The 20,537-nt window shown below is 68.1% G+C and carries 21 protein-coding genes; 10 read left to right on the top strand and 11 right to left on the bottom strand.

Annotated features, from left to right (window positions below):
- The first annotated feature begins 54 nt into the window (after window positions 1–54).
- Window positions 55–696, top strand: coding sequence for a LuxR C-terminal-related transcriptional regulator (locus tag QKY98_RS06690; protein ID WP_027600685.1), 642 nt, complete (start codon window positions 55–57; stop codon window positions 694–696).
- Here QKY98_RS06690 and QKY98_RS06685 read toward each other — a convergent pair.
- On the bottom strand, window positions 689–2,320 hold the full coding sequence (locus tag QKY98_RS06685) for an ATP-binding response regulator (RefSeq protein ID WP_144960822.1): 1,632 nt from the start codon (window positions 2,318–2,320) through the stop codon (window positions 689–691). The two genes, QKY98_RS06690 and QKY98_RS06685, sit on opposite strands and share 8 nt — an antisense overlap.
- Window positions 2,317–3,006, bottom strand: coding sequence for a YoaK family protein (locus tag QKY98_RS06680; RefSeq protein ID WP_267397668.1), 690 nt, complete (start codon window positions 3,004–3,006; stop codon window positions 2,317–2,319). The genes QKY98_RS06685 and QKY98_RS06680 overlap by 4 nt, the downstream gene beginning before the upstream one ends.
- A gap of 127 nt (window positions 3,007–3,133) precedes the next feature.
- Here QKY98_RS06680 and QKY98_RS06675 point away from each other — a divergent pair, with 127 nt between their 5' ends.
- Both QKY98_RS06675 and QKY98_RS06670 read left to right on the top strand, forming a co-directional pair.
- A complete protein-coding gene (locus QKY98_RS06675; protein WP_284670560.1) occupies window positions 3,134–3,979 on the top strand; it encodes an EamA family transporter in 846 nt (281 codons plus the stop codon).
- 54 nt (window positions 3,980–4,033) lie between these two features.
- Window positions 4,034–5,110, top strand: a complete 1,077-nt coding sequence (locus tag QKY98_RS06670; RefSeq protein WP_284670559.1) for a zinc ribbon domain-containing protein — start codon at window positions 4,034–4,036, stop codon at window positions 5,108–5,110.
- On the opposite strand, the gene QKY98_RS06665 is transcribed toward QKY98_RS06670, so the two are convergent.
- Both QKY98_RS06665 and QKY98_RS06660 read right to left on the bottom strand, forming a co-directional pair.
- Complete coding sequence (locus tag QKY98_RS06665) at window positions 5,076–5,621, bottom strand: GNAT family N-acetyltransferase (protein ID WP_284670558.1); 546 nt, start codon at window positions 5,619–5,621, stop codon at window positions 5,076–5,078. The two genes, QKY98_RS06670 and QKY98_RS06665, sit on opposite strands and share 35 nt — an antisense overlap.
- Window positions 5,622–5,665: 44 nt before the next feature.
- Window positions 5,666–6,460 (bottom strand): OBAP family protein, encoded by a 795-nt coding sequence (locus QKY98_RS06660; RefSeq protein ID WP_169854910.1) that lies wholly within the window; start codon window positions 6,458–6,460, stop codon window positions 5,666–5,668.
- Window positions 6,461–6,689: 229 nt separating this feature from the next.
- Between QKY98_RS06660 and QKY98_RS06655 the strand changes: the two genes are divergently transcribed.
- The 5 genes from QKY98_RS06655 to QKY98_RS06635 all read left to right on the top strand — a co-directional run bounded on the left by QKY98_RS06655 (window position 6,690) and on the right by QKY98_RS06635 (window position 9,802).
- Window positions 6,690–7,448 (top strand): ParA family protein, encoded by a 759-nt coding sequence (locus QKY98_RS06655; RefSeq protein ID WP_144949169.1) that lies wholly within the window; start codon window positions 6,690–6,692, stop codon window positions 7,446–7,448.
- An 83-nt stretch (window positions 7,449–7,531) separates the two neighbouring features.
- Window positions 7,532–8,224 carry an AzlC family ABC transporter permease gene (locus tag QKY98_RS06650; protein WP_007159822.1) on the top strand — a complete coding sequence of 231 codons (693 nt, stop codon included), beginning with the start codon at window positions 7,532–7,534 and terminating at the stop codon, window positions 8,222–8,224.
- Complete coding sequence (locus QKY98_RS06645; RefSeq protein WP_027597460.1) at window positions 8,221–8,532, top strand: AzlD domain-containing protein; 312 nt, start codon at window positions 8,221–8,223, stop codon at window positions 8,530–8,532. Before QKY98_RS06650 ends, QKY98_RS06645 begins: the two co-directional genes overlap by 4 nt.
- 36 nt (window positions 8,533–8,568) lie before the next feature.
- Window positions 8,569–9,396 (top strand): AraC family transcriptional regulator, encoded by an 828-nt coding sequence (locus QKY98_RS06640; protein ID WP_278388584.1) that lies wholly within the window; start codon window positions 8,569–8,571, stop codon window positions 9,394–9,396.
- A 175-nt stretch (window positions 9,397–9,571) separates the two neighbouring features.
- Complete coding sequence (locus QKY98_RS06635; protein ID WP_145248785.1) at window positions 9,572–9,802, top strand: DUF2934 domain-containing protein; 231 nt, start codon at window positions 9,572–9,574, stop codon at window positions 9,800–9,802.
- Here the strand turns inward: QKY98_RS06635 and QKY98_RS06630 are convergent.
- The gene (locus QKY98_RS06630) at window positions 9,799–10,740 is read right to left on the bottom strand and encodes a GNAT family N-acetyltransferase (RefSeq protein ID WP_181085571.1); all 942 of its coding nucleotides are present in this window, start codon (window positions 10,738–10,740) and stop codon (window positions 9,799–9,801) included. The genes QKY98_RS06635 and QKY98_RS06630 overlap by 4 nt on opposite strands.
- A 70-nt stretch (window positions 10,741–10,810) precedes the next feature.
- Window positions 10,811–12,130, bottom strand: a complete 1,320-nt coding sequence (locus QKY98_RS06625; protein WP_284670557.1) for a Na+/H+ antiporter family protein — start codon at window positions 12,128–12,130, stop codon at window positions 10,811–10,813.
- Window positions 12,131–12,419: 289 nt separating this feature from the next.
- Here QKY98_RS06625 and QKY98_RS06620 point away from each other — a divergent pair, with 289 nt between their 5' ends.
- A complete protein-coding gene (locus QKY98_RS06620; protein ID WP_017639596.1) occupies window positions 12,420–12,704 on the top strand; it encodes a hypothetical protein in 285 nt (94 codons plus the stop codon).
- Between the two features lie 322 nt (window positions 12,705–13,026).
- Here QKY98_RS06620 and QKY98_RS06615 read toward each other — a convergent pair whose 3' ends face one another.
- The 4 genes from QKY98_RS06615 to xylA form a co-directional block, all read right to left on the bottom strand.
- Window positions 13,027–14,163, bottom strand: a complete 1,137-nt coding sequence (locus QKY98_RS06615; RefSeq protein WP_007159830.1) for a sugar ABC transporter permease — start codon at window positions 14,161–14,163, stop codon at window positions 13,027–13,029.
- The gene (gene xylG / locus QKY98_RS06610; RefSeq protein WP_027597454.1) at window positions 14,163–15,719 is read right to left on the bottom strand and encodes a D-xylose ABC transporter ATP-binding protein; all 1,557 of its coding nucleotides are present in this window, start codon (window positions 15,717–15,719) and stop codon (window positions 14,163–14,165) included. Before xylG ends, QKY98_RS06615 begins: the two co-directional genes overlap by 1 nt.
- Window positions 15,720–15,782: 63 nt before the next feature.
- Window positions 15,783–16,784, bottom strand: coding sequence for a D-xylose ABC transporter substrate-binding protein (gene xylF / locus QKY98_RS06605; RefSeq protein WP_007159832.1), 1,002 nt, complete (start codon window positions 16,782–16,784; stop codon window positions 15,783–15,785).
- Window positions 16,785–16,899: 115 nt separating this feature from the next.
- Window positions 16,900–18,216: a xylose isomerase gene (gene xylA / locus QKY98_RS06600; protein ID WP_027597452.1), complete on the bottom strand. Its 1,317-nt coding sequence runs from the start codon at window positions 18,214–18,216 to the stop codon at window positions 16,900–16,902.
- A 185-nt stretch (window positions 18,217–18,401) separates the two neighbouring features.
- Here xylA and QKY98_RS06595 point away from each other — a divergent pair, with 185 nt between their 5' ends.
- Entirely contained in the window at window positions 18,402–19,655 is a 1,254-nt protein-coding gene (locus QKY98_RS06595) for a XylR family transcriptional regulator (RefSeq protein ID WP_074584173.1), read from the top strand.
- On the opposite strand, the gene QKY98_RS06590 is transcribed toward QKY98_RS06595, so the two are convergent.
- Entirely contained in the window at window positions 19,637–20,167 is a 531-nt protein-coding gene (locus tag QKY98_RS06590) for a Dps family protein (protein ID WP_017639603.1), read from the bottom strand. The genes QKY98_RS06595 and QKY98_RS06590 overlap by 19 nt on opposite strands.
- Window positions 20,168–20,537 lie beyond the last annotated feature (370 nt).

The raw sequence follows: 20,537 nt of genomic DNA, 5'->3' as shown, positions 1-20,537 counted from the left end.
TTTGGGCCACCCCGGCGTAACGCCCGGTGTCCAGGGCCCCCAGGATAGCCAGAGATGCAACGTTTCATCGTCGCCGACGACCATCCGCTGTTTCGTGAAGGCCTGGTGCGCATCCTGCGCCAGCTGCAGCCGCAGGCGCAGGTGGAGCAGGCCGACAGTCTGCAACAGGTCCTGGAACTGGCACGCCAGGGCGAGCCGCCCAGCGGGCTGCTGCTGGACCTGCTCTATCCTGGCCAGGACCTGAGCTTTTCGCTGCGCGCCCTGCGCCAGGAATTTAAGCGCAGCACCCTGATCGTGGTCTCGATGCTGGAAGACGCCACGGTGATCGAGCATATCCTGGCGGCGGGCGTGGATGGCTTCATCGGCAAGGCGCTGCCGCCAGCGGCCATGGCCGAGGCGATCGCCGACTGCCTCGCCGGGCAACCGGTGGTGCGCTATGCCATGCCGAATCTGGCTCCGGCCAGTCTGGCGCCCGACCACCGGCTGCAGGCGCTGACGCCGCGGCAGCTGGAGGTGCTCGGCCTGATCACCCAGGGCCTGAGCAACAAGGAGATCGCCCGGATCCTGGCCATCTCGCCCTTTACCGTGCGCATCCATGTTTCCGCGCTGCTGCGCACCCTGGGCGTCGGCACCCGCGCGGCGGCGGCCGCCTTTGGCGCCAAGGCCGGCCTCGGCGCCCAGCGCTCGCTCAGCTAGCCGCGACGCGAAAGGCCAGCAGCAGGGCGCGCAATTCCGCCGGTCGCACCGGCTTGGCCAGCACCGGGATCTCGGCGTCGCCCAGCGCCTGCTGGACCTGGGGAATGTCGTGCCCGGTCACCACGATGGCCGGGATGCGCCGGCCCTGCAGCCGATTGAGATAGGCGATGCAGTCGGCGCCCGAGGCGCTGCGATCCAGATCGAAATCGGTGATCACCAGGTCGCAACTCACGGCGCCGGCGGGGATGCTGGTGGCGGTGTTGACCTCGCAACCCCAGCTGCGCAGCAGGGTCGCGGTGGCCAGCAGCACGTTGGCATCGTCCTCGATGAGCAGCACCCGCCAGCCGGCGAGCAGGTGCTGGGGGCCGTTCACCGGCCGTGGCCGCACCTCCAGCGGCAGGGTAGCCAGCGGCAGGCCCTGAAGCCTGACCGCGGTACCGCGGCCGGGGCGCGAGCGGATGGTCAGCTGCAGATCGAGCAGGGTGGCGATGCGCTGTACGATGGACAGCCCCAGGCCGACGCCCTCGATGTCGCGATCGCGCGTCTCCCGTACCCGGTAGAACTCCTCGCACAGGTGCGGCAGGTGCTCGGCGGCGATGCCCGGTCCCTGGTCGTAGACCACCAGGGCGAGCTGGCCCTGGCGCCGGCGCACCGCCAGCAGCAGAGGTTTGCCCGGCGCGTACTTGAGGGCGTTGGACAGCAGATTCTGCAGTGAGGTGAGCAGCAGCGCCGGGTCGCTGTAGACCTGCAGCCCGCAGGCGCGCCAGCGGATCTCCACCCCGGCCCAGCGCGCCGCCTCGGCATTCTGCCGCACCAGGTCGCCGAACAGGGTATCCAGGTCCACCACCGTGCGCCGCGGACTGACCTGCTGCTGATCGAGGGTGTAGATGTCCAGCAGCGAGCGGAACAGCTGCTCGACGCCGAGCAGGGAGCGGTCGATGTTGTCGACCAGCCGGCCCTGATCGGCGCTCAGCTGGCCGTCGCGCAGGCAGGCGGTGAACAGGCCGATGGAATGGATCGGCTGGCGCAGATCGTGACTGGCCTGGGCCAGGAAGCGCGCCTTGGCCAGGTTGGCCGCCTGGGTCTCGCGCAGCGAATCCTGGATGCGGGTCAGCAGGAAATGCACGTAGCCGGGCACCAGCAGCGCGGTCACCAGCATCATCAGGGCCACCGTGGGATAGCGCTGCAGGAAAGGCATCCCGGCAATGATGGCGGCGAGGGCGGTCAGCGACAGTCCGGTGGCCAGCAGCAGGTAGCCACGCCCATAGCGCAGGCCATTGCCCACCGTGACCCAGAGCAGCACGCCGAAAAGCGGTAGTAGAGCCTCGCCGCTGGTGATGGAGGAAAAGGTGATGGCGCTGAAGTCCAGGCTCATGGCCAGCAGCCGTCGCCAGGGCTTCACTCCCGGCCGCCGCCGGACCTCGACGAACAGGCCGACGGCCGCCACGGCGAACAGGGCGTAACAGAGCAGGTTGGCCAGCAGGATGGACGTGTCGAACAGCCCCCAGGCCCAGGCGCCGATGATGTAGGTCGAGGCCGGCAGGATGAAGGCCAACCGAACCTTGGCCTGGCCCAGTTCGGGATCGCGGGCGCTGACCCCCAGGGTCTGGGTCGCGGCGCTCATGAAGCCAGATAGCCCAGTTGCCAGGCCCGCGGGATCAGGCGAAAGATCACCGCCAGGATCGCGGCCAGGGCTGCGCTGGCGTACCAGGCCGCCAGGCCCAGTCCCGCTTCCAGCGCAGCGCCGAGCACCCCGCCGAGCAGCATGCCCAGCCAGGGCACCAGCTGGATGCGCCAGCCGCGTCGCCGCTCGCCCAGCAGCCAGTGACCCAGACCGCGCCCGAAGCGCGACAGGGCGCCGGTGACGTAGGTGAGGCCGATGGGCAGGCCATAGACCTGCTCCACCACCGCATTGACCATGCCCATGGCGAACACTCCGATCAGCAGCGCTAGCGGGCCCAGGGGCAGACTGGCCGCCAGCGCCAACAGCAGGGCCAGCAGGCCGAGCAGCAGGCAGGCGCGCTGGCGGGTCAGCCGTTGCAGCAGTACGCCGCCGGCATTGCCCAGCACGAAGGTGCCGATGGCCAGCGCCAGGTGCCCCGCCGCAGCCCAGCGGCCTGCCGCCACCTCGGCTGCTAGACGGGTGGTATTACCGCTCATGAAGGAGACGAAATCGCCGGTGGCGAGAAAGCCGATGGCATCGGTCATGCCGGCCAGCAGCGACAGGCCGGCGACCAGCGCCAGGCCGACCGCGCCGTGGCGCGGCGCGACCGGCAGAGCGGCGGGTGGAAGGGGGGAAGAGGTGTGCATGGCAGCCATCCTGGCTGAGCGAAAAAAGACGGCCATCAGTGTGCGACGTGACGCGCCCGGACGCCATGGGCGACGCTCCGGAAGGCGCCCTGGGCTAGACTGATGGACCCGCCTGGCCGGAGGCCTCGTGACCACGCCCCTGTTCGCCCTGGTACTGCTCGCCGCCCTGCTGCACGCCGGCTGGAACGCCCTGCTCAAGATCGGCCTCGATCGCTTTCTCACCGCCAGCCTGATCCAGATCGGCGCCGGCGTCGCCGCCCTGCTGACCCTGCCCTTCGTGGCCCTGCCCGCGGCCGCGGCCTGGCCCTGGATCGCCCTCTCCGCCCTGCTGCACATCGGCTACAACGCCTTTCTTGCCCGCGCCTATCGCTATGGCGACCTGGGCCAGGTCTATCCGCTCTCCCGCGGCAGCGCCCCGCTGCTGGTCAGCGGAGTGGCTTTTCTCGCCCTCGGCGAAGTGCTGTCGCCGCCCGCCCTGCTCGGTCTCGGCCTGCTGGTGACCGGTCTCGCCCTGATGGCGCTGCTCGGGGCCCGGCGCGGCACGCCGCCCAGCCTGGCGTTGCTGGTCTGCGCCTTCACCACCGGCAGCTTCATCGCCGCCTACACCCTGGCCGATGCCCTGGGCGCGCGCGCCAGCGGTGATGCGGTGACCTATGCCCTCTGGCTGTTCGCGGTGAACGGCGTGGTGGCCGCGCTGGTGCTGCGCCTGAGTCGCGGCGGCTCGGCCTTCGCCGGACTCGGTCCGCACTGGCGCGCCGGGCTGGCTGGCGGGGTCATGTCGATGCTGGCCTACAGCCTGGTGATCGTCGCCACCACCCAGGCGCCCATCGGCCTGGTCTCGGCGCTGCGCGAGACCAGCGTGCTGTTCGCCCTGCTGATCGGGGTCTTCTGGCTGCACGAGAGTCTGCCGCTGGGGCGCGTCTGCGCCGGCCTGGCCATCGTCGCCGGGGTGGTGGCGATCAAGCTGGCCTGAGCGGGGCACCCGGGGAGCGGCTAAGCTGTGCCTTCTTTCGACCTGGAGGGACCCATGGGCAAATCGCTGCGACTCTCGGAAAAGTGGTTCAACCGCGGCCTCTGGCTGCTGGCGCTGGTGTTCGCCGGCTTTCTCATCGGCCTGGGCGGCACCCTGGTCGGCGATCTGCCCCAGGTGGAGCGCCAGCAGGGTCTGGAAGACTTCATGGATCCGGCAGCCACCGCCACGGCGCGAGCGGACCAGCGCCAGGCGAACCAGGCCCGGCGCGCGGCCCAGGACGCCCTCGACCAGGCCCAGCTGCAGCAGGCCGCGGCGGCGCGCAGCTACACGGCCAATCGCGAGACCTTCGACAACTGGCTGGCGACCCGCCAGACCACCCAGCGCCCCGAGCAGGACGCCGAGCTGATCGCCCGCAGCCGCGCCCTGGACGCGCTCAAGGCCGGCGAGCGCGCCGCCGAGCAGGAGGTCGAACGTCAGGAACAGGCGTTGCTGGATGCCGAGCAGCACGCGGCCGCCGCCGCGCGCAGCCTGGCCGAGCTGAGCGACGCGGCCCAGCAGGCCTGGCTCGACGCCCGCCAGCAGGCCGAACTGCGGGTCTTTCTCTATCGCCTGGCGCTGACGCTCCCCCTGCTGGCGGTTGCCGCCTGGCTGTTCGTCCGCCAGCGCAAGAGCACCTGGTGGCCTTTCGTCTGGGGTTTCATCTTCTTCGCGCTGTTCGCCTTCTTCGTCGAGCTGGTGCCCTATCTGCCCAGCTATGGCGGCTATGTGCGCTATCTGGTGGGCATCCTGCTGACGGTCCTGGGCGGGCGCTACGCCATCCGCGCCCTGCAGGACTATCGCGCCCGCCTGGCGCTCAAGGAAGCCCAGCCGGACACCGTCAGGCGCGAAGAGCTGCATTACGACACCGCCCTGGCGCGGCTGGCCAAGGGCGTCTGCCCGGGCTGCGAGCGGCCGGTGGACCTCAAGGACCCGGGGATCGACTTCTGCCCCCATTGCGGCATCGGCCTGCACGACCACTGCGGCGCCTGCCAGACGCGCAAGAGCGCCTTCGCGCACTTCTGCCACGCCTGTGGGACAGCGGCACGTGGGTCCGGGACTATCCCTGCTGCGCCAACCACTGCGTCCGGGTGAGCGCCCAGCACTCCGCCGGTAGCCGTCCGCTCATGCTGTCCATCTCCAGGCAGGAGACAGGCTGCATGCCTTCGCGCTGCGACAGCCGGCAGGAGCCTTCATTGGCAATCACCTTGGTCACCCTCAAACTCGGCCGTCCAAGTGCCTGGAACCAGTAGCGATTGAGTTCGACGCAGGCTTCGCTCATGAGCCCTTGGCGCCAGTACCCGGGATCGAGCCAGAAGCCTCGCTGGTTATCTGGCTCCTCCTGCAGACTGGCCAGGCCGATCAGCTCGTCAGGTTGCGCCTGCAGCCGCAGCGTCCAACACCAATGGGTACCGGCAGCCATGCCGGGCAGAACCAGATCACGGACGAAACTCAGGGCACCGTCCGCAGGATAGGGCCAGGGCACCCTGGCCGAGAGGTAGCGTACGATCTCCCACTGCGGAAAGATTCGCTGGATCGCCTGGGCATCCTCCAGTTGAAGAGGCCGCAGCACCAGCCGAGGCGTATGTAGCGTGGGCAAGGACATGGGTCGACTCCAGACGGCTACCTGACTGGAGCCTAACCCAACTCTCAGGGCTTGTTCGAACTGGTATTGACGCCCTTTTCGGTGTGCTCGCCGTCGTGCTTGTGCAACTGGCCGGTGGGGTCCTGCAGCTGGATGACCTGGCCCTGCTGCCAGGCGTTGGCGCCGGGGGCGACCGCGGGGGTCGGCAGGTCGGCACGGGCGGCCTTGGTCTCGCTGGACGAGATACCCAGGCGGCGATCACGCTCGGCGAGCAGCTTGGGATCGAGCTGGCCGTCGGCGGTGAAGCCCATCATCAGCTGGGGCACGCCCAGGGGCAGCTCCAGGTCCTGATCGGTATGCCAGGTGTGCCAGGTCTTGCCGTAGGTGTGCACCAGCTTGTCCATCAGCCGGTGCTCGGCCACCTGGGGTACGCCGGGCGCGACCAGCTGGCCCGACTTCACCTCGTGCACATGGCTGTGCCAGAGCGCCTTCTCGGCCTCGGGCAGAGTCTTGAACAGCCGTTCGCTAATGATGTACTCGACGCCCATCAGCTTGGCATCGGCGACATTGCCGTCGTAGATCACGCACTGGAACATCTCTTCGCCCAGGACGCTGCAATAGTGATGGGCCTCCATCTGGCTGTGGGGATGGCCGTTGTAGAAGTGGAAGCCGTCCAGGTAGGTGTTGAGGGCGGCGATGGGCGGTTTGCGCTGCAGGACATCGGCCCCGGCTTCGAGGACGCGGGTATCGGTCTGGGCGGGGGCACCCGGCACCGGGACCGGCGATTGGGTGTCGTTGGCGGCCTGGGCCAGCGGAGCGCAGGCGAGCAGCAGCAAGGCGGGGAATCGGCGGAGGGTCATGGCGCATTCTCGACGGGAGCTTGCCGAGTTCGAAGCCCGGGCGGACGCCTAGGTTCCACCGCTGCGCTAGGCTCGTCATACGAATGTCATGCAACGGCCATAAATTCGTCATCGTCCGCGCCTGGCCTTTCGGTATAAGCGAAACGCCACAGCCACACCTTTGCACCCAGGCTCCTCTCACTGTCGGGACGACTCAATGAACGCACACAGCTCTCCCTCCGGTCATGCCCTGCGCCGCGTGGTCTTCAACAAGAAGGGCGGTGTCGGCAAGTCCAGCATCGCCTGCAACCTGGCGGCCATCAGCGCCCACGAGGGCTATCGCACCCTGCTGGTGGACCTCGATCCCCAGGCCAACTCCAGCCAGTACCTCACCGGCGAGGTGGGCGACGACCTGCCCCACGGCATCGCCGATTTCTTCAAGCAGACCCTGAGCGGCGGCAAGAAGGCCCAGGCCAACATCCACGCCACCGCCTGGCCGAATCTGGATCTGATCGCCGCCTCGGGCGAGCTGACCGAGCTGCAGTTCAAGCTCGAATCCAAGTACAAGATCCAGAAGCTCGCCAAGTACCTCGACAAGCTTGGCGAAGACTATGACCGCATCTACCTGGACACCCCGCCGGCGCTGAATTTCTACAGCATCTCGGCGCTGATCGCCGCCGATCGTTGCCTGATCCCCTTCGACTGCGATGTCTTCGCCCAGCAGGCGCTCTACGACCTGCTCGAAGAGCTGGAGGAGATCCGCGAGGACTACAACGAAAAGCTCGCCGTCGAGGGCATCGTCATCAACCAGTACCACGCCCAGGCCAGCACCCCGCGGCAGCTGATCGAGGAACTCCAGGCGCGCGACCTGCCGGTGCTGGCGGCGCCGCTGATGTCTTCGGTGAAGATGCGCGAATCCCACCAGCAGCATCGCCCGCTGATCCACCTGGACCCGGGCCACAAGCTGACCCGGCAGTACCTGGAACTGTTCGCCCTGCTGGAAGGCTGAAGGCGCCCCAGCGCAAGAACGTTCAAGACGGCGGCGACGCGGCGCGGCACCCTGGGCATCCCCTGCCCTCCGGAGCCCTGCCGATGACCGCTTCCCGCCGCCGCGCCTTCCTCCAGGGCGCCTGGCAGATCATGCCGCTGTCGCTGGCCTGCGCGCCCTGGGGCATCCTGGTCGGCGCCCTGGCCATCGAGACCGGACTCAGCGTGCTGGAAGGCCAGGCCTTTTCCCTGCTGGTGTTCGCCGGGGCGGCGCAACTGGTGGCCCTGGGCATGCTCAAGGCCGGCGCGGGCCTCGCTGCCATCCTGCTGACCACCCTGCTGCTGACCTCCCAGCACCTGCTCTATGGCCTGCACCTGAGACGCGTCCTGGCGCCCCAGCCACTGCCCTGGCGGCTGGGCTTCGGCTTCCTGCTCACCGACGAATTCTTCGCCCTGAACCATGCCGAGCAACCAGCCAGCTTCGACCGCTGGCGCGCCCTGGGCATGGGCCTGAGTTTCTATCTGCTGTGGAATCTCTTCACCCTGGCCGGGCTGCTGCTGGGGCGGGTACTGCCCAACCTGGGTGCCCTGGGCCTGGACTTCTCCATCGCCGCCACCTTCATCGCCCTGGTGGTGCCCCTGGTGCGCGACCTGGCCACCGTGGCCTGCGTGCTCACCGCGCTGCTGGTGTCGGTGTGGCTGCATCACCTGCACTGGCAGGGCGCCCTGGTGCTGGGCGGCCTGGCGGGGATGAGCGTGGGCTTTCTGGTCCGCCGCCTGCGGGAGCGCCTGCCATGATCCTCGCCACCGTGCTCGGCATGGCCGCCCTGGTCTTCTGCAATCGCTATCTCTTTCTCGAACCCCGCCTGCCGCTGCGCCTGGGCCGCAACCTGCGCACCTTCCTGGAATTCGCCGTGCCCGGGATGCTCACCGCCATCTGCGGCCCCATCCTGTTCTCCGGCGAAACGTCGCTTGCCGCTACCCTGGTCGATCCCTACCCGCTGGCGGCCCTGACCGCGGTGGGGCTGATGCTCTGGACGCGACGGGTGCTGACCACGGTGATCCTCAGCATGGGCGTGTTCTACCTGCTACGCTGGCTCCTCTAGCCCGAAGGTGGAACCCATCGGGGCCACGAGAGAGCCATGAACGGACAACAGGAAAACGCCCGCCTCTGGCCGGCCCGCGGCCTGGGCGGCGTCGAGCTGCTGCATGCCCGCTATCGCCGCCAACGCTTTGCGCCCCATGTGCACGAAGGCTATGTGTTCACCGTGATCGAGCGCGGCGCCCAGCGCTTTCGCCACCGCGGCGCCGAGCACCTGGCCGCGGCCGGCAGCATGGTGCTGATCAATCCGGACGAGTTGCACACCGGGGCCACGGCGGTCGAGGAAGGCTGGCAGTACCGCGGCTTCTATCCGACGCTGGTGCAGCTGGGCCCCGTGTTCGCCGAGCTGGGACGCCCGCTGGACGCCACCCCGGCCTTCGCCACCAGCGTGCTGCACGACCCTCAGGTGAGCGCGGCCTTCGGCCAGCTGCATCGGCTGGCCGATGGTGGCGCCGAGGCGCTGGAGCAGCAGACCGCCTGGCGCGAGGCGCTGCTCCTGCTGTTCGGCCGCCATGCCCGCCTGGGCGCCCTGACCGAACCTGGCCGCGAACCCCTGGCGGTGCAGCGCGCCCGCGAATTGCTCGGCCAGCAGTTGCAGCAACCGCCCAGCCTCGAAGAACTGGCCCAGGCGGTAGGGCTGTCGCCCTTTCATTTCCTGCGGGTGTTCCGCCGGGCGACGGGCCTGCCGCCCCACGCCTGGCTCAAGCAGCAGCGCCTGACCCGCGCCCAGGGCCTGCTGCGCGCCGGCTGGGCGCCCCTGGAGGTAGCCCTGCAGCTGGGCTTTGCCGACCAGAGCCATCTCACTCGCCAGTTCAAGCAGGCCTACGGCGTGGCGCCAGGCGCCTATCGCCGCGCCTGGCAGGGCTAGCCAGGGCCCGACGAACGGTCTTGGCCGCAAAAGCGGCCTGCCAGAGCCCGGCAAGCGGCAACGGCGCCTGACTCACCGCAAGCCTCGGAGAAACTTTTTCCGGTCGCCCCTGGCCTAGTCAGGAAGAGCGCCGGCGCTGCCGGCCGCTCTCCCCTGCCCCTTTGGAGTTACCGGTATGACCCTCGAAGAACGCATCCGCCAGCGCGCCTATGAAATCTGGGAACGCGAAGGGCGTCCCCATGGCCAGGATTTCGAGCACTGGTTCCAGGCCAATCGCGAACTGGAAGACCAGCCCGACGACAACCTGACCCAGGTCGGCGGCATCCAGAGCAGCGTCGCTCCGCCGGCACCCAAGCCGCGCAGCCGCTCGCGCAAGAAGAATCCTGAAGACAGCACCAAGGCCTAGCGCCAGTCGTCCAGCAGCCAGACCTCGGGGTGATCGTAATGGGCGTCGCCCCGGTGCAGGGTGATGCCCAGGATCTCGCTGCGAAAGCCTTGAGCCAGCAGCCATTGGTAGGCGCCCCGGCGAGCGGTATTGACGCCGGCCAGCAGTCGCTGCTGACCGTGGTCCCGGGCCAGGCCGTCGCAGGCGGCGATCAGCCGGGCGAAGCGCGCCTCCGCGCCCGCGCCGGGCAGCACCGCCGCGCACTTCACATAGCAGACCCCGGTACCCGCCTCGCTGTGGGGCCCGAAGTGGCAGACGGCGAAGCCCTCCGCCCGGCCCTGCGCATCCTGCAGCAGCAGACTCTCGCCGAGCCCCTGCGCGCGCACCGCGGCCATCTCGGCGGAGACATCCAGCCCCGGCGCATTGGCCCGACCCACGTCGGCGCAGGCCGCCAGCAGCCGGTCGGGTTCGGCCGCCAGGGAAAAGCGCAGCGCCGGCGGCGCGGCCTGCGCCTGCACCGGCCGCGCCATCACCGCGGTCAGGGTCTGCGGCCAGAAGCCGAAGCCCTGGTAGAGCCCCAGGTGACGCGGACTGTCGGGAAAGGTGAAGAGTCCGGCATGCACCAGCTGCCAAGCATCGAGCTGCGCGACCGCGGCGCCCATCAGCGCCTTGGCCACCTTGGCGTCCCAGTAGTCCGGATGCACCGCCAGCGGGCCGAGGATGCCGTGGCGCCCCCAGCGGGTGACGCAGATGGCGCCGACCAGCCGCGCGCCGTCGAGGGCCTTGAACCAGGCGGTGTGGGGTGCGGCGAAGCGACTGCGCACATAGTCGCGGTCGTTCCAGAATTCGCCCGGTTCGGCGGCGCCCATCCAGGTGGCGAAGGCCAGGCGCACCACCTCGGTGGTGGCCGGCAGGTCGGCGGCGGTCAGGGGTTCGACACTGAAGGCGGGGGTGGACATGGGGCGACTCCTTGGCTGTAGGCCTTGGACCCGCCCGGCTGGAGCTTTGCGCCCGGGCGGCAATCGCCGGTTACAGCAGCAGCACCGCGGCCCAGCCGAACAGCAGCATCGGCAGGCTGAAGTGCAGGAAGGACGGCACCACGGTGTCCCAGATATGGCTGTGCTGGCCGTCCACGTTGAGGCCGGAGGTGGGGCCCAGGGTGGAATCCGAAGCCGGCGAACCCGAGTCGCCGAGGGCGCCGGCGGTGCCGATCAGGCAGACGATGGCCAGCGGCGAAAAGCCCAGGTGCAGACACAGCGGGCCGAGGATGGCGGCGAGGATGGGCACGCTGGAAAAGGACGAGCCAATGCCCAGGGTCACCAGCATGCCCAGCAGCAGGAGCAGCAGCGCGCCCAGGGCGCGGTTGTCGCCGATCAGGCCGGCGGCGGTGGCGGCCAGGTCCTTGATCTGGCCGGTGGCGGTCAGCACCTCGGCGAAGCCGCCGGCGGTGAGCATGATGAAGCCGATCACCGCCATCATCTTCGCCCCCTCGCTGAACAGGTCGTCCGCCTCGCGCCAGCGCACCACGCCGGTGGCGGTAAAGACCACGAAGCCGACCAGGGCACCGAGGATCATGGAGTCCAGCCAGAGCTGCACGCCAAAGGCGGCGATCACCGCGATCAGCGCCACCAGCAGGGTGCGGCCGTTGTAGGGACGGTCGGCCCGCTCGGTGCGCGCCACCAGGTTGAGATCGTACTGTCGCGACCGGCGATAGCTGACGAAGACCGCGAGCAGCAGGCCGACCACCATGCCCAGGGCCGGCAGCAGCATGGCGCGACTGGGATCCACGCCGCTGACGTCCACCCCGGCACGGGACACGCTGGCCAGGAGGATGTCGTGCAGATAGAGACTGCCGAAGCCCACCGGCAGGAACATGTAGGGGGCGATCAGGCCGAAGGTCATGACGCAGGACAGCCGCCGGCGATCCAGCTCCAGGCGCGTCAGCACATAGAGCAGCGGCGGCACCAGCAGCGGGATGAAGGCGATGTGGATGGGCAGGATGTTCTGCGAGGCGATGGACACCGCCAGCAGCAGGCCGAGCAGCGCCCAGCGCAGCGAGCGTCCGCCCTGGGCCGCCTGGCGTTCCATCAGCGCCAGGGCGCGATCGGCCAGCATGTGCGCCAGCCCCGACTGGCTGATGGCCACGGCGAAGGCGCCCAGCAGCGCATAGGAGAGCGCCACCTTGGCGCCATTGCCCAGGCCGGCGTTGAAGGCCAGCAGGGTGCCTTCCAGCCCGAGGCCGCCGATCAGACCACCGGCCACGGCGCCGGCGATCATCGCCACCACCACGTGCACCCGCGCCAGACTCAGGACCAGCATTAGTCCTACCGCCACCACCACCGCATTCATCGCCGACTCCGCACCACCAAAGGGGCGCGCACTCTGCCGCAGCCCGGCGCGGGCGTCAAAGGCCGGGGATGGATGGCGGGGCGTACGGCTTATCCACCATGGCCGCTGCCGCGGGCGGGTGGAAAAGCCCTGGCGGCGCCTGGCGCGAGTCGCTTGCAGCCGGGCTAGCCGACGTGCCGTACGCCTTGGCATGACCCCACCTTAATGCAGGCGCTCTGGAATGAACCTTTCATGGGCGGAAGGCGTCTGACGCGGACGCTTTCACGGTCACGCCAAGGACGAACTGCCCATGCAAGACGCCATCGACATGCTGATCACCGCCTTCAGTCCGCACTCCTGCCTGGCGGTCCCCCGTCGCGCCGATCGCACCCTGCTGTTCACCGTCACCGACACCGCCCGCGCGGTCACGGTCACCAAGGCCATTCCCCTGTGCAGCCTGGAATGCACCGCCACCCTGGCCACCGTGATCAAGGACCTGCAGCGCGACCTCGATCGGGCGATCGGCACCCTGAGCCCGGAAAGCCTCGCCGACCTGCGCCAGCGCGGTCCGCGGGTGCAGCGGTTCGAGAGTTGAGCGGGGTTGGGGGTTGAGCGCAGGCTGAGTCTCCCTCACCCCTGCCCTCTCCCAGGGGGAGAGGGGGCGATACGGAGTGAGAGGGAGCTTTGCCGTAGGGTGGATGACGGCGCGGCCTCATCCACCTCGGATCCCGAGTCAGCCAGTGGAAAACGCTTTGCGGTTTTCCACGCTACCTGGGGAGCTTGCCAGAAAGAGTGGGCGTTGGTTGCGCCCTCACCCCAGCCCTCTCCCTGAGGGAGAGGGGGCGATACGGAGTGAAGTGGCGGCACTGCCGTAGCGTGGATGACGGCGCCGCCTCATCCACCCTTGGTCATCCCGCTCAGCGCCGGCTGGTGCGGGTGCTGACGTCGACCCAGACGGCCAGGACCAGGATGCCGCCCTTGACGATCATCTGCCAATAGCTGTCCACGTCGAGCATGGACATGCCGTTGTCCAGGCTGGCGATCACCAGGGCGCCGAGCAGGGCGCCGTAGACGGTGCCCGAGCCGCCGCGCATGGAGGTGCCGCCGATGAAGCAGGCGGCGATGGCGTCCAGTTCGCCCATGGTGCCGGCCGAGGGCGAACCGGCGGCCAGGCGGGCGGTGTTGACCAGACCGGCCAGGGCGCACATCACGCCCATCAGGCCGAAGATGCCGAGCTTGATCGCCTGGACGTTGATGCCCGACAGCCGCGTGGCTTCCAGGTTGCTGCCCACCGCATAGATGCGCCGGCCAAATACCGTCTGGCTGGTGATGTAGCTGAACACCCCGAGCAGCACCAGCAGGATCAGCACCGGCACCGGGATGCCGTCATAGCGGTTGAGGGTCTGGATGAAGGCCGCCAGCACCACGCCGATCACCACCACCCGCAGCACGTCGCGCCACAGCGGTGCGAGGGTCAGGCCGAGGGTCTTGCGCTTGCTGCGCTGGCGCCAGGTGAGCACCACGGCCACGGCGAACAGCAGCACGCCCAGGGCGCTGCCCACGGCCGGCGGCAGATAGCCCTGGCCGAGGTAGACCAGTTCCGGCGACACCGGGGCGACGGTGACGCCGCCGGTAAGACCGAGCAGCACGCCGCGAAAGGCCAGCATGCCGCCGAGGCCGACGATAAAGGACGGTATCCCGCGATAGGCACTCAGGTAGCCGTTGATCAGGCCGATCAGCAGGCCACCGGCGGCCACCGCCAGCAGGGTGATCGGCAGGGGCACGTGGTAGGTGACGTCGAGTATCGCCGCCACCCCGCCGAGCAGGCCGAGTTGCGAGCCCACCGAGAGGTCGATCTCGCCGGCGATGATCACCAGCACCATGCCGCAGGCGAGGATGCCGGTGATGGACATCTGCCGCAGCAGGTTGGAGAGGTTGCGCGGGGTGACGAAGCCGCCTTCGGTCTGCCAGCTGAAGAACAGCCAGATCAGGGCCACGGCGATCAGCAAGGCGAGCATCTTGTAACGGGTGAACAGCTGTTTCACGGCGTGCATCAGAAGTGCTCCCGGGCTTGGGCGACCGCCCGTTCGGTGGTGCCCAGGGCCGCGGCCAGTACCCGCTCCTGGGTCAGATTCTCATTGGGGAAATCGCCGCGCAGCCGGCCTTCGCCGAGCACCAGCACCCGGTCGGAGACGCCGAGCACCTCGGCCAGCTCCGAGGAGACCATGACGATAGCCACGCCCTCCGCGGCGAGCAGGCCGATCAGCCGGTAGATCTCGAACTTGGCGCCGACGTCGACGCCGCGGGTGGGCTCGTCGAGGATCAGCACCTTGGGCCGCGCCAGCAGCATCTTGGAGAGCACCGCCTTCTGCTGGTTGCCGCCGGAGAGGCCGGTGATGGGCAGGAAGGGGCTGCTGGTCTTGAGTTGCAGCCGGGCGATCTCGGTGTCGATGCAGGACAGTTCCGCCTCGCTGTCGATGCGACTCAGGTGGGCGAATCGGTCCAGCACCGTGAGGGTGATGTTCGAGCCCACGCCCAGGTCGGGAATGATGCCCTGGCGCTTGCGATCCTCCGGGACCAGGCAGAGGCCGGCGCGAATGGATTTCAGCGGGGTACGGGTGTCGATGCGCTGGCCGTTGAGCCAGACCTCGCCTTCGTAGCGGCCGTCGTAGGCGCCGAAGATGGCCGAGACCAGTTCGGTGCGCCCAGCGCCCACCAGACCGGCGATGCCGAGGATCTCGCCGGCGCGCACGGCGAAGGAGACGTCGTCGACGCGCTTGCGCTGGGGATTGTCGACGTCCAGGCAGGTGAAGTGACGCGCCTCGAAGATCACCTCGCCGATCTCATGGGGGATCTGCGGATAGAGGTTGGTCATGGCGCGGCCGACCATCTGGGTGATGATGCGGTCGATGTCCATCTCGGCCATGGGCGTGGTGGCGATGTGCTTGCCGTCGCGGATCACCGTGATGGTGTCGCAGATGGCCGCCACCTCGTCGAGCTTGTGCGAGATGTAGACGCAGGCGACGCCCTGCGCCTTGAGGTCGCGGATGATGTCCAGCAGCACGGCGATCTCGGAGGTGGTGAGCGCCGAAGTCGGTTCGTCGAGGATCAGCAGCCGGGCGTTCTTGTTCAGCGCCTTGGCGATTTCCACCAGTTGCTGCAGGCCGCCGCCGTACTGGGACACCGGCAGGGCCACGTTCATGTCCGGCACCTTGAGCCGGCGCATCAGCTCGGCCGAGCGCTGCAGCATGGTCGGATAGTCCAGCCGCCCGCCGAAGCGGCGTGGTTCGTGGCCCATGAAGATGTTCTCGGCCACGGACAGATCGGGCACCAGGGTCAGTTCCTGGTGGATGATGACGATGCCGGCCGCCTCGGATTCGGCGATGGACTGGGCTTCCAGGGGTCGCCCGTCCCAGCGGATCTCGCCTTCCCAGGTGCCGTGGGGATAGACCGCCGAGAGGACCTTCATCAGGGTGGACTTGCCGGCGCCGTTCTCGCCGCACAGCCCTACGCATTCGCCCGGACGCACCTTGAGATCGATGCCATCCAGCGCCCGCACCCCGCCAAAGCTCTTGGCGATGCCGTGCATTTCCAGCAGATAGTCGGCCATGGCCGCTCCTTGCCCAGGGGCCGCCCGACGCCAGGCGTCAGACGGCCAGCCGGTGGCCAGTGGTTATTTGCCGTCGATCTGGGCCTGGGTGTAGAAGCCGTCCTTGACCAGCAGGTCGACGTTGGCCTTGGTCAGCTCGGTGGGGGTGAGCAGCAGGGTGTCGACCTTCTTGGTGCCGTTGTCGTAGCTGGAGTTGAAGCCCGGCTTCTCGTTGCGCACCAGTTGCACCGACAGCTTGGCCGCCTCGGAGGCGATCAGCTTGAGCGGCTTGTAGACGGTCATGGTCTGGGTGCCGGCGATCACCCGCTTGATGGCGGCGAGGTCGGCGTCCTGACCGGACACGGCGACCTTGCCGGCCAGCTTCTGCGCGGCCAGGGCCTGGATGGCGCCGCCGGCGGTGGCGTCGTTGGAGGCGACGATGCCGTCGATCTTGTTGTCGTTGGCGGTCAGGGCGTTCTCGACGATGGCCAGGGCCTCGGTCGGGTTCCACTCCTTGACCCACTGCTGGCCGACGATCTTGACGTCGCCCTTGTCGATGGCCGGCTGCAGGACCTTCATCTGGCCCTGGCGGAGGATCTTGGCGTTGTTGTCGGTGGGTGCGCCGCCGAGCAGGAAGAAGTTGCCCTTGGGCTGGGCCTTGAGCACGCCACCGGCCTGCATCTCGCCGACTTTCTCGTTATCGAAGGAGATGTAGGCGTCGATGTCGGCGTTGAGGATCAGGCGGTCATAGGAGATCACCTTGACCCCGGCCTTCTTGGCCTCGGCCACCACGTTGTTCAGCACCGTGGCGTTGAAGGGCACGATGACGATGGCGTCCACGCCGCGGGAGATCAGGTTCTCGATCTGCGACAGCTGGCGCTGCTCGTTGGCGTCGGCGGATTGCACATAGACCTTGGCGCCGAGTTGCTCGGCGGCGGCGACGAAGTAGTCGCGGTCACGGGCCCAGCGCTCCAGGCGCAGGTCGTCGATGGAGAAACCGATCTTGGGATGCTGGGCGTCGGCCTGGGCGAAACCGGTGGTGCACAGGGCGAGCAGACCGGCGAGCAGGGTCGTCTTGAAAGTCATGGTGGCGTCCTTGGTTATTGTTGTTGTGGAGCGAGAGAACGGATTTGAGTGTAACGATTCAGCGCGCTTGCACAAGCGGGTCAGCCAGGCTTTTCTGCCGACCCGCTCGCGGTCGCTAGCGATACAGGTAACGGTTGACCACGCCTTCGAGCAGCTCCTGGCGACCGCTCACCGGCTGGGGCGCCAGGCCCTGGCTGAAGGTGTGCTCGGCCAGTTGTTCCAGACTCAGCTGGCCCCCGAGGATGCGCTGACCGAGGGACTGGTCCCAGCCGGCATAGCGCTCGGCCTTGAACTTGCCCAGGGGGTCGTCCTGCAACAGCGCCGCGGCGCGTTCCAGCGACAGCGCCAGGGTGTCCATGGCCGCCACGTGGCCGTGGAACAGGTCGACGTCGTCCAGGCTCTGGCGGCGCACCTTGGCGTCGAAGTTGAAGCCGCCGCGGGTGAAGCCGCCGCCCTTGAGGATCTCGTAGATCGCCAGGGTCATTTCCTCGACGCTGTTGGGGAACTGGTCGGTGTCCCAGCCGTTTTGCGGATCGCCGCGGTTGGCGTCGATGCTGCCGAATACGCCGAGGGCCACGGCGCTGGCGATCTCGTGCTGGAAGCTGTGCCCGGCCAGGGTCGCGTGGTTGGCCTCGATGTTGACCTTGATCTCCTTCTCCAGCCCGAATTGCTGCAGGAAGCCGAAGACGGTGGCCACGTCATAGTCGTACTGGTGCTTGGTCGGTTCCTGGGGCTTGGGCTCGATCAGCAGATCGCCCTGGAAGCCGATGCGGTGCTTGTGCTCCACCACCATCTGCATGAAGCGGCCGAGTTGCTCGCGCTCGCGCGCAAGGTCGGTGTTGAGCAGGGTCTCGTAGCCTTCGCGGCCGCCCCACAGCACATAGTTCTCGCCGCCCAGGCGGTGAGTGGCGTTCATCGCCGTGCAGACCTGGGTGGCGGCGCAGGCGAAGACTTCCGGATCGGGATTGCTGGCGGCGCCTGCGGCATAGCGCGGGTGGCTGAAGCAGTTGGCGGTGCCCCACAGGAGCTTGAGGCCGGTGTCGCTCTGGTGGCGCTCCAGCTCGTCCACCAGACGGGCGAAGTTCTCGCGGTACTCGGCGAAGCTGGCGCCTTCCGGGGCGACGTCGGTGTCGTGGAAGCAGTAGTAGTCCACGCCCAGCTTGCTGAAGAATTCGAAGGCGGCGGCGGCCTTGGCGCGGGCCTGCTCCAGGGGCGAACCCGCTGCCTGCCAGGGCCGCTGGAAGGTGCCCTGACCAAAGACATCGCTACCTGGCCAGACGAAGGTGTGCCAGTAGCAGACGGCCATGCGCAGGTGCTCGCGCATGGGCTTGCCCATGACCAGGCGGTCGGCTTCGTAGTGGCGGAAGGCAAGCGGGGAATCGCTGTCGGGACCGGCGTAGCGGACCTTTTCGACATTGGGGAAATAAGCCATGGCGTTGTCCTTGTTCTTATCTGTCGCACCCGATACGGCGTACCGGTTTGCGTCGATGGTAGCGCCGCTGCCCGGGCTGCCTATTGTGAAAATCACCAGAGCCAGGTGCGATTTTGCCGCTTGAGGCGCGCAGGCGGCGGTCGTAGTCTGGAGCCCCGCCCGCGCCTCCTGCCGGAAACGCCGCCATGCCCAGCCAGCCGCCCGTCCACCGCGTCGCCCTGCTGTTCAACGGTAGCAAGATCTACGACCGAGGCATCCTCGCCGGCATCGGCAACTACCTGAGCGGCACCCGGGCGCGCTGGGATCTGTTCCTGGAAGAGGATTTCCTCTGCCGGCTCAAGGGCATCGAGCGCTGGCAGGGCGACGGCATCATCGCCGACTTCGACGACCCGGCGGTGAGCGCCGCCCTGGCTCACAGCGCGCTGCCGGTGGTTGCCGTCGGCGGCTCCTACGCGACCCCTGGCGACTACCCGCCCGGCATTCCCTACGTGGCCACCGACAACGCCGCCCTGGTACGCCTGGCCTACGACCACCTGATCGAATCCGGGCTGACCCGCTTCGCCTGCTTCAGCCTGCCCGCCGCCGACACCAATCGCTGGGCCGGCGAGCGCGAGGCGGCCTTTGCCGCCCTGCTCCGCCGCGACGGCCTGCCGGTGGAGATCTATCGCGGCCTGGAGACCAGCGCACCGCTGTGGGACACAGCGGTGGAACAGCTGATCGCCTGGCTGGAGGCCCTGCCCAAACCGGTGGGCATCCTTGCCGTCACCGACGCCCGGGCGCGGCAACTCCTGCAGGCCTGCCTCACCGCCGGCATCCCGGTGCCGGAACAGGTGGCGCTGGTGGGCATCGACAACGATCCCCTGGCGCGCACCCTGACCCGGGTGCCCCTGACCTCGGTGATCCAGGGTACCGAGGCCATCGGCCGCGAGGCGGCGCGCCTGCTGCACCAGCGGCTGCACGGCGTCGAACTGGGGGCGCCACGGGTGCTGATTCCGCCGGAGGGGATCAACGTCCAGGCTTCCAGTCGTCACCAGCCGGTGCGCCATCCCCAGGTGATGCGCGCCCTGCACTTCATCCGCCAGTACGCCTGCCAGGGCATCAAGACCGAGCAGGTGGCCAGCTATGTCGGCATCTCCCGCTCCGCGCTGGAAACGTCCTTTCGCCGCGAGCTGGGGCGCAGCGTCCACGACGAGATCCTCGGCTTCAAGCTGGCCGCCGCGGCCGTGGCGCTGCAGGAAGAGGCGCCGAGCCTGGCCGAGGTCGCCCGGCGCTGCGGCTTCACCTCGGCGCAGTACCTGCATGCGGTGTTTCGCCGGGAATTCGGCTGCACCCCGCGGCAGTACCAGTCGAATCCCAGACCCCTGGCGAGCGCCCATGAAAAAGCCCGTCCGGAGACGGGCTTTCAGGTCGCTACCGCGGCTTATTTGCCGACGGTCTGACCCAGGAACCAGGCACGCTCTTCGGCCTGGTCGATCCACTCTTCCAGCAGGCTGGTGGTGGAGACGTCGTTGGCGTCGTCGGTCAGGGTGTGGGTGGTGCGCATGTAGGCGGCCAGCGACTGGTTGTCGTCATGCAGCTCGGTCAGCATCTGATCCGCCGACAGATCGGTGGCATCGCTGCTGGCCAGGCGCTTGAGTTGCACCATCTGCTCCAGGGAGCGCACGGTCGGCTGGCCGATCTTGCGCGCACGCTCGGCGATCAGGTCGGTGATGCCATACAGCTGGGTGGCCTGCTCTTCCAGCAGCAGGTGGTAGTCGCGGAAGTGCGAGCCCTTCATGTGCCAGTGGTAGTTCTTGGTCTTGATGTACAGCGCGAAGACATCGGAAAGCAGCACGGCCAGGGCTTCGCCGACGGCCTGCTGGTTCTGCAGGGTGGCGTCTTCGCCCTGATGGGCCTTCTGCTTGACGCTGGAAACGGTCTTGAGTTCTTGCTTGGCATTGGCAACGGCCATGAGAGATCTCCTGTCAGGACGTGAAGAGGAAAAGGGGTTCGCTTGCATTGGCGCGAACATCAACGTCTGCAGAAATCGACCGCACCGGACGAAAAATCGTTCATCGAATTTGCATATCGCCACCATGGGCATGACGAATGGTTGCCTATGTTGCGACTGCGTTTCATTGCCCGTCCCAGAGGCCCTCTTTCGCCACGGCCGCTGCGCTTGTAGCTAGATGTGTAGGTAAAACCGTTTGTCAGCTTTGCCAGCAAACCGACGCCGCGTGAGAACCCCTGCTCGTTCCGCCCGGTCACCTAAAAGGCAAGGCACACGAACGGTCGCCGAGAGCTCTCTGCCGGCCACGACAAGGTTCTGCACACAGGTAACA

The sequence above is a fragment of the Pseudomonas sp. HR1 genome (assembly GCF_030175875.1).
Lineage (GTDB): Bacteria > Pseudomonadota > Gammaproteobacteria > Pseudomonadales > Pseudomonadaceae > Chryseomonas > Chryseomonas oryzihabitans.
The sequence above is the reverse complement of the archived record's forward strand: the minus strand, read 5'-3'. Positions and strand labels throughout refer to the sequence as shown.

What these genes read in the sequence shown, in the direction of transcription:
- QKY98_RS06665 (WP_284670558.1), bottom strand. Translation starts at nt 5,621, where the DNA reads ATGTCCTTGCCCACGCTACATACGCCTCGGCTGGTGCTGCGGCCTCTT.
- QKY98_RS06590 (WP_017639603.1), bottom strand. Translation starts at nt 20,167, where the DNA reads ATGGCCGTTGCCAATGCCAAGCAAGAACTCAAGACCGTTTCCAGCGTC.
- QKY98_RS06670 (WP_284670559.1), top strand. Translation starts at nt 4,034, where the DNA reads ATGGGCAAATCGCTGCGACTCTCGGAAAAGTGGTTCAACCGCGGCCTC.
- QKY98_RS06635 (WP_145248785.1), top strand. Translation starts at nt 9,572, where the DNA reads ATGACCCTCGAAGAACGCATCCGCCAGCGCGCCTATGAAATCTGGGAA.
- QKY98_RS06650 (WP_007159822.1), top strand. Translation starts at nt 7,532, where the DNA reads ATGACCGCTTCCCGCCGCCGCGCCTTCCTCCAGGGCGCCTGGCAGATC.
- QKY98_RS06690 (WP_027600685.1), top strand. Translation starts at nt 55, where the DNA reads ATGCAACGTTTCATCGTCGCCGACGACCATCCGCTGTTTCGTGAAGGC.
- xylG (WP_027597454.1), bottom strand. Translation starts at nt 15,719, where the DNA reads ATGGCCGACTATCTGCTGGAAATGCACGGCATCGCCAAGAGCTTTGGC.
- xylF (WP_007159832.1), bottom strand. Translation starts at nt 16,784, where the DNA reads ATGACTTTCAAGACGACCCTGCTCGCCGGTCTGCTCGCCCTGTGCACC.
- QKY98_RS06630 (WP_181085571.1), bottom strand. Translation starts at nt 10,740, where the DNA reads ATGTCCACCCCCGCCTTCAGTGTCGAACCCCTGACCGCCGCCGACCTG.
- QKY98_RS06625 (WP_284670557.1), bottom strand. Translation starts at nt 12,130, where the DNA reads ATGAATGCGGTGGTGGTGGCGGTAGGACTAATGCTGGTCCTGAGTCTG.
- QKY98_RS06645 (WP_027597460.1), top strand. Translation starts at nt 8,221, where the DNA reads ATGATCCTCGCCACCGTGCTCGGCATGGCCGCCCTGGTCTTCTGCAAT.
- QKY98_RS06640 (WP_278388584.1), top strand. Translation starts at nt 8,569, where the DNA reads ATGAACGGACAACAGGAAAACGCCCGCCTCTGGCCGGCCCGCGGCCTG.
- QKY98_RS06620 (WP_017639596.1), top strand. Translation starts at nt 12,420, where the DNA reads ATGCAAGACGCCATCGACATGCTGATCACCGCCTTCAGTCCGCACTCC.
- xylA (WP_027597452.1), bottom strand. Translation starts at nt 18,216, where the DNA reads ATGGCTTATTTCCCCAATGTCGAAAAGGTCCGCTACGCCGGTCCCGAC.
- QKY98_RS06595 (WP_074584173.1), top strand. Translation starts at nt 18,402, where the DNA reads ATGCCCAGCCAGCCGCCCGTCCACCGCGTCGCCCTGCTGTTCAACGGT.
- QKY98_RS06660 (WP_169854910.1), bottom strand. Translation starts at nt 6,460, where the DNA reads ATGACCCTCCGCCGATTCCCCGCCTTGCTGCTGCTCGCCTGCGCTCCG.
- QKY98_RS06680 (WP_267397668.1), bottom strand. Translation starts at nt 3,006, where the DNA reads ATGCACACCTCTTCCCCCCTTCCACCCGCCGCTCTGCCGGTCGCGCCG.
- QKY98_RS06615 (WP_007159830.1), bottom strand. Translation starts at nt 14,163, where the DNA reads ATGCACGCCGTGAAACAGCTGTTCACCCGTTACAAGATGCTCGCCTTG.
- QKY98_RS06685 (WP_144960822.1), bottom strand. Translation starts at nt 2,320, where the DNA reads ATGAGCGCCGCGACCCAGACCCTGGGGGTCAGCGCCCGCGATCCCGAA.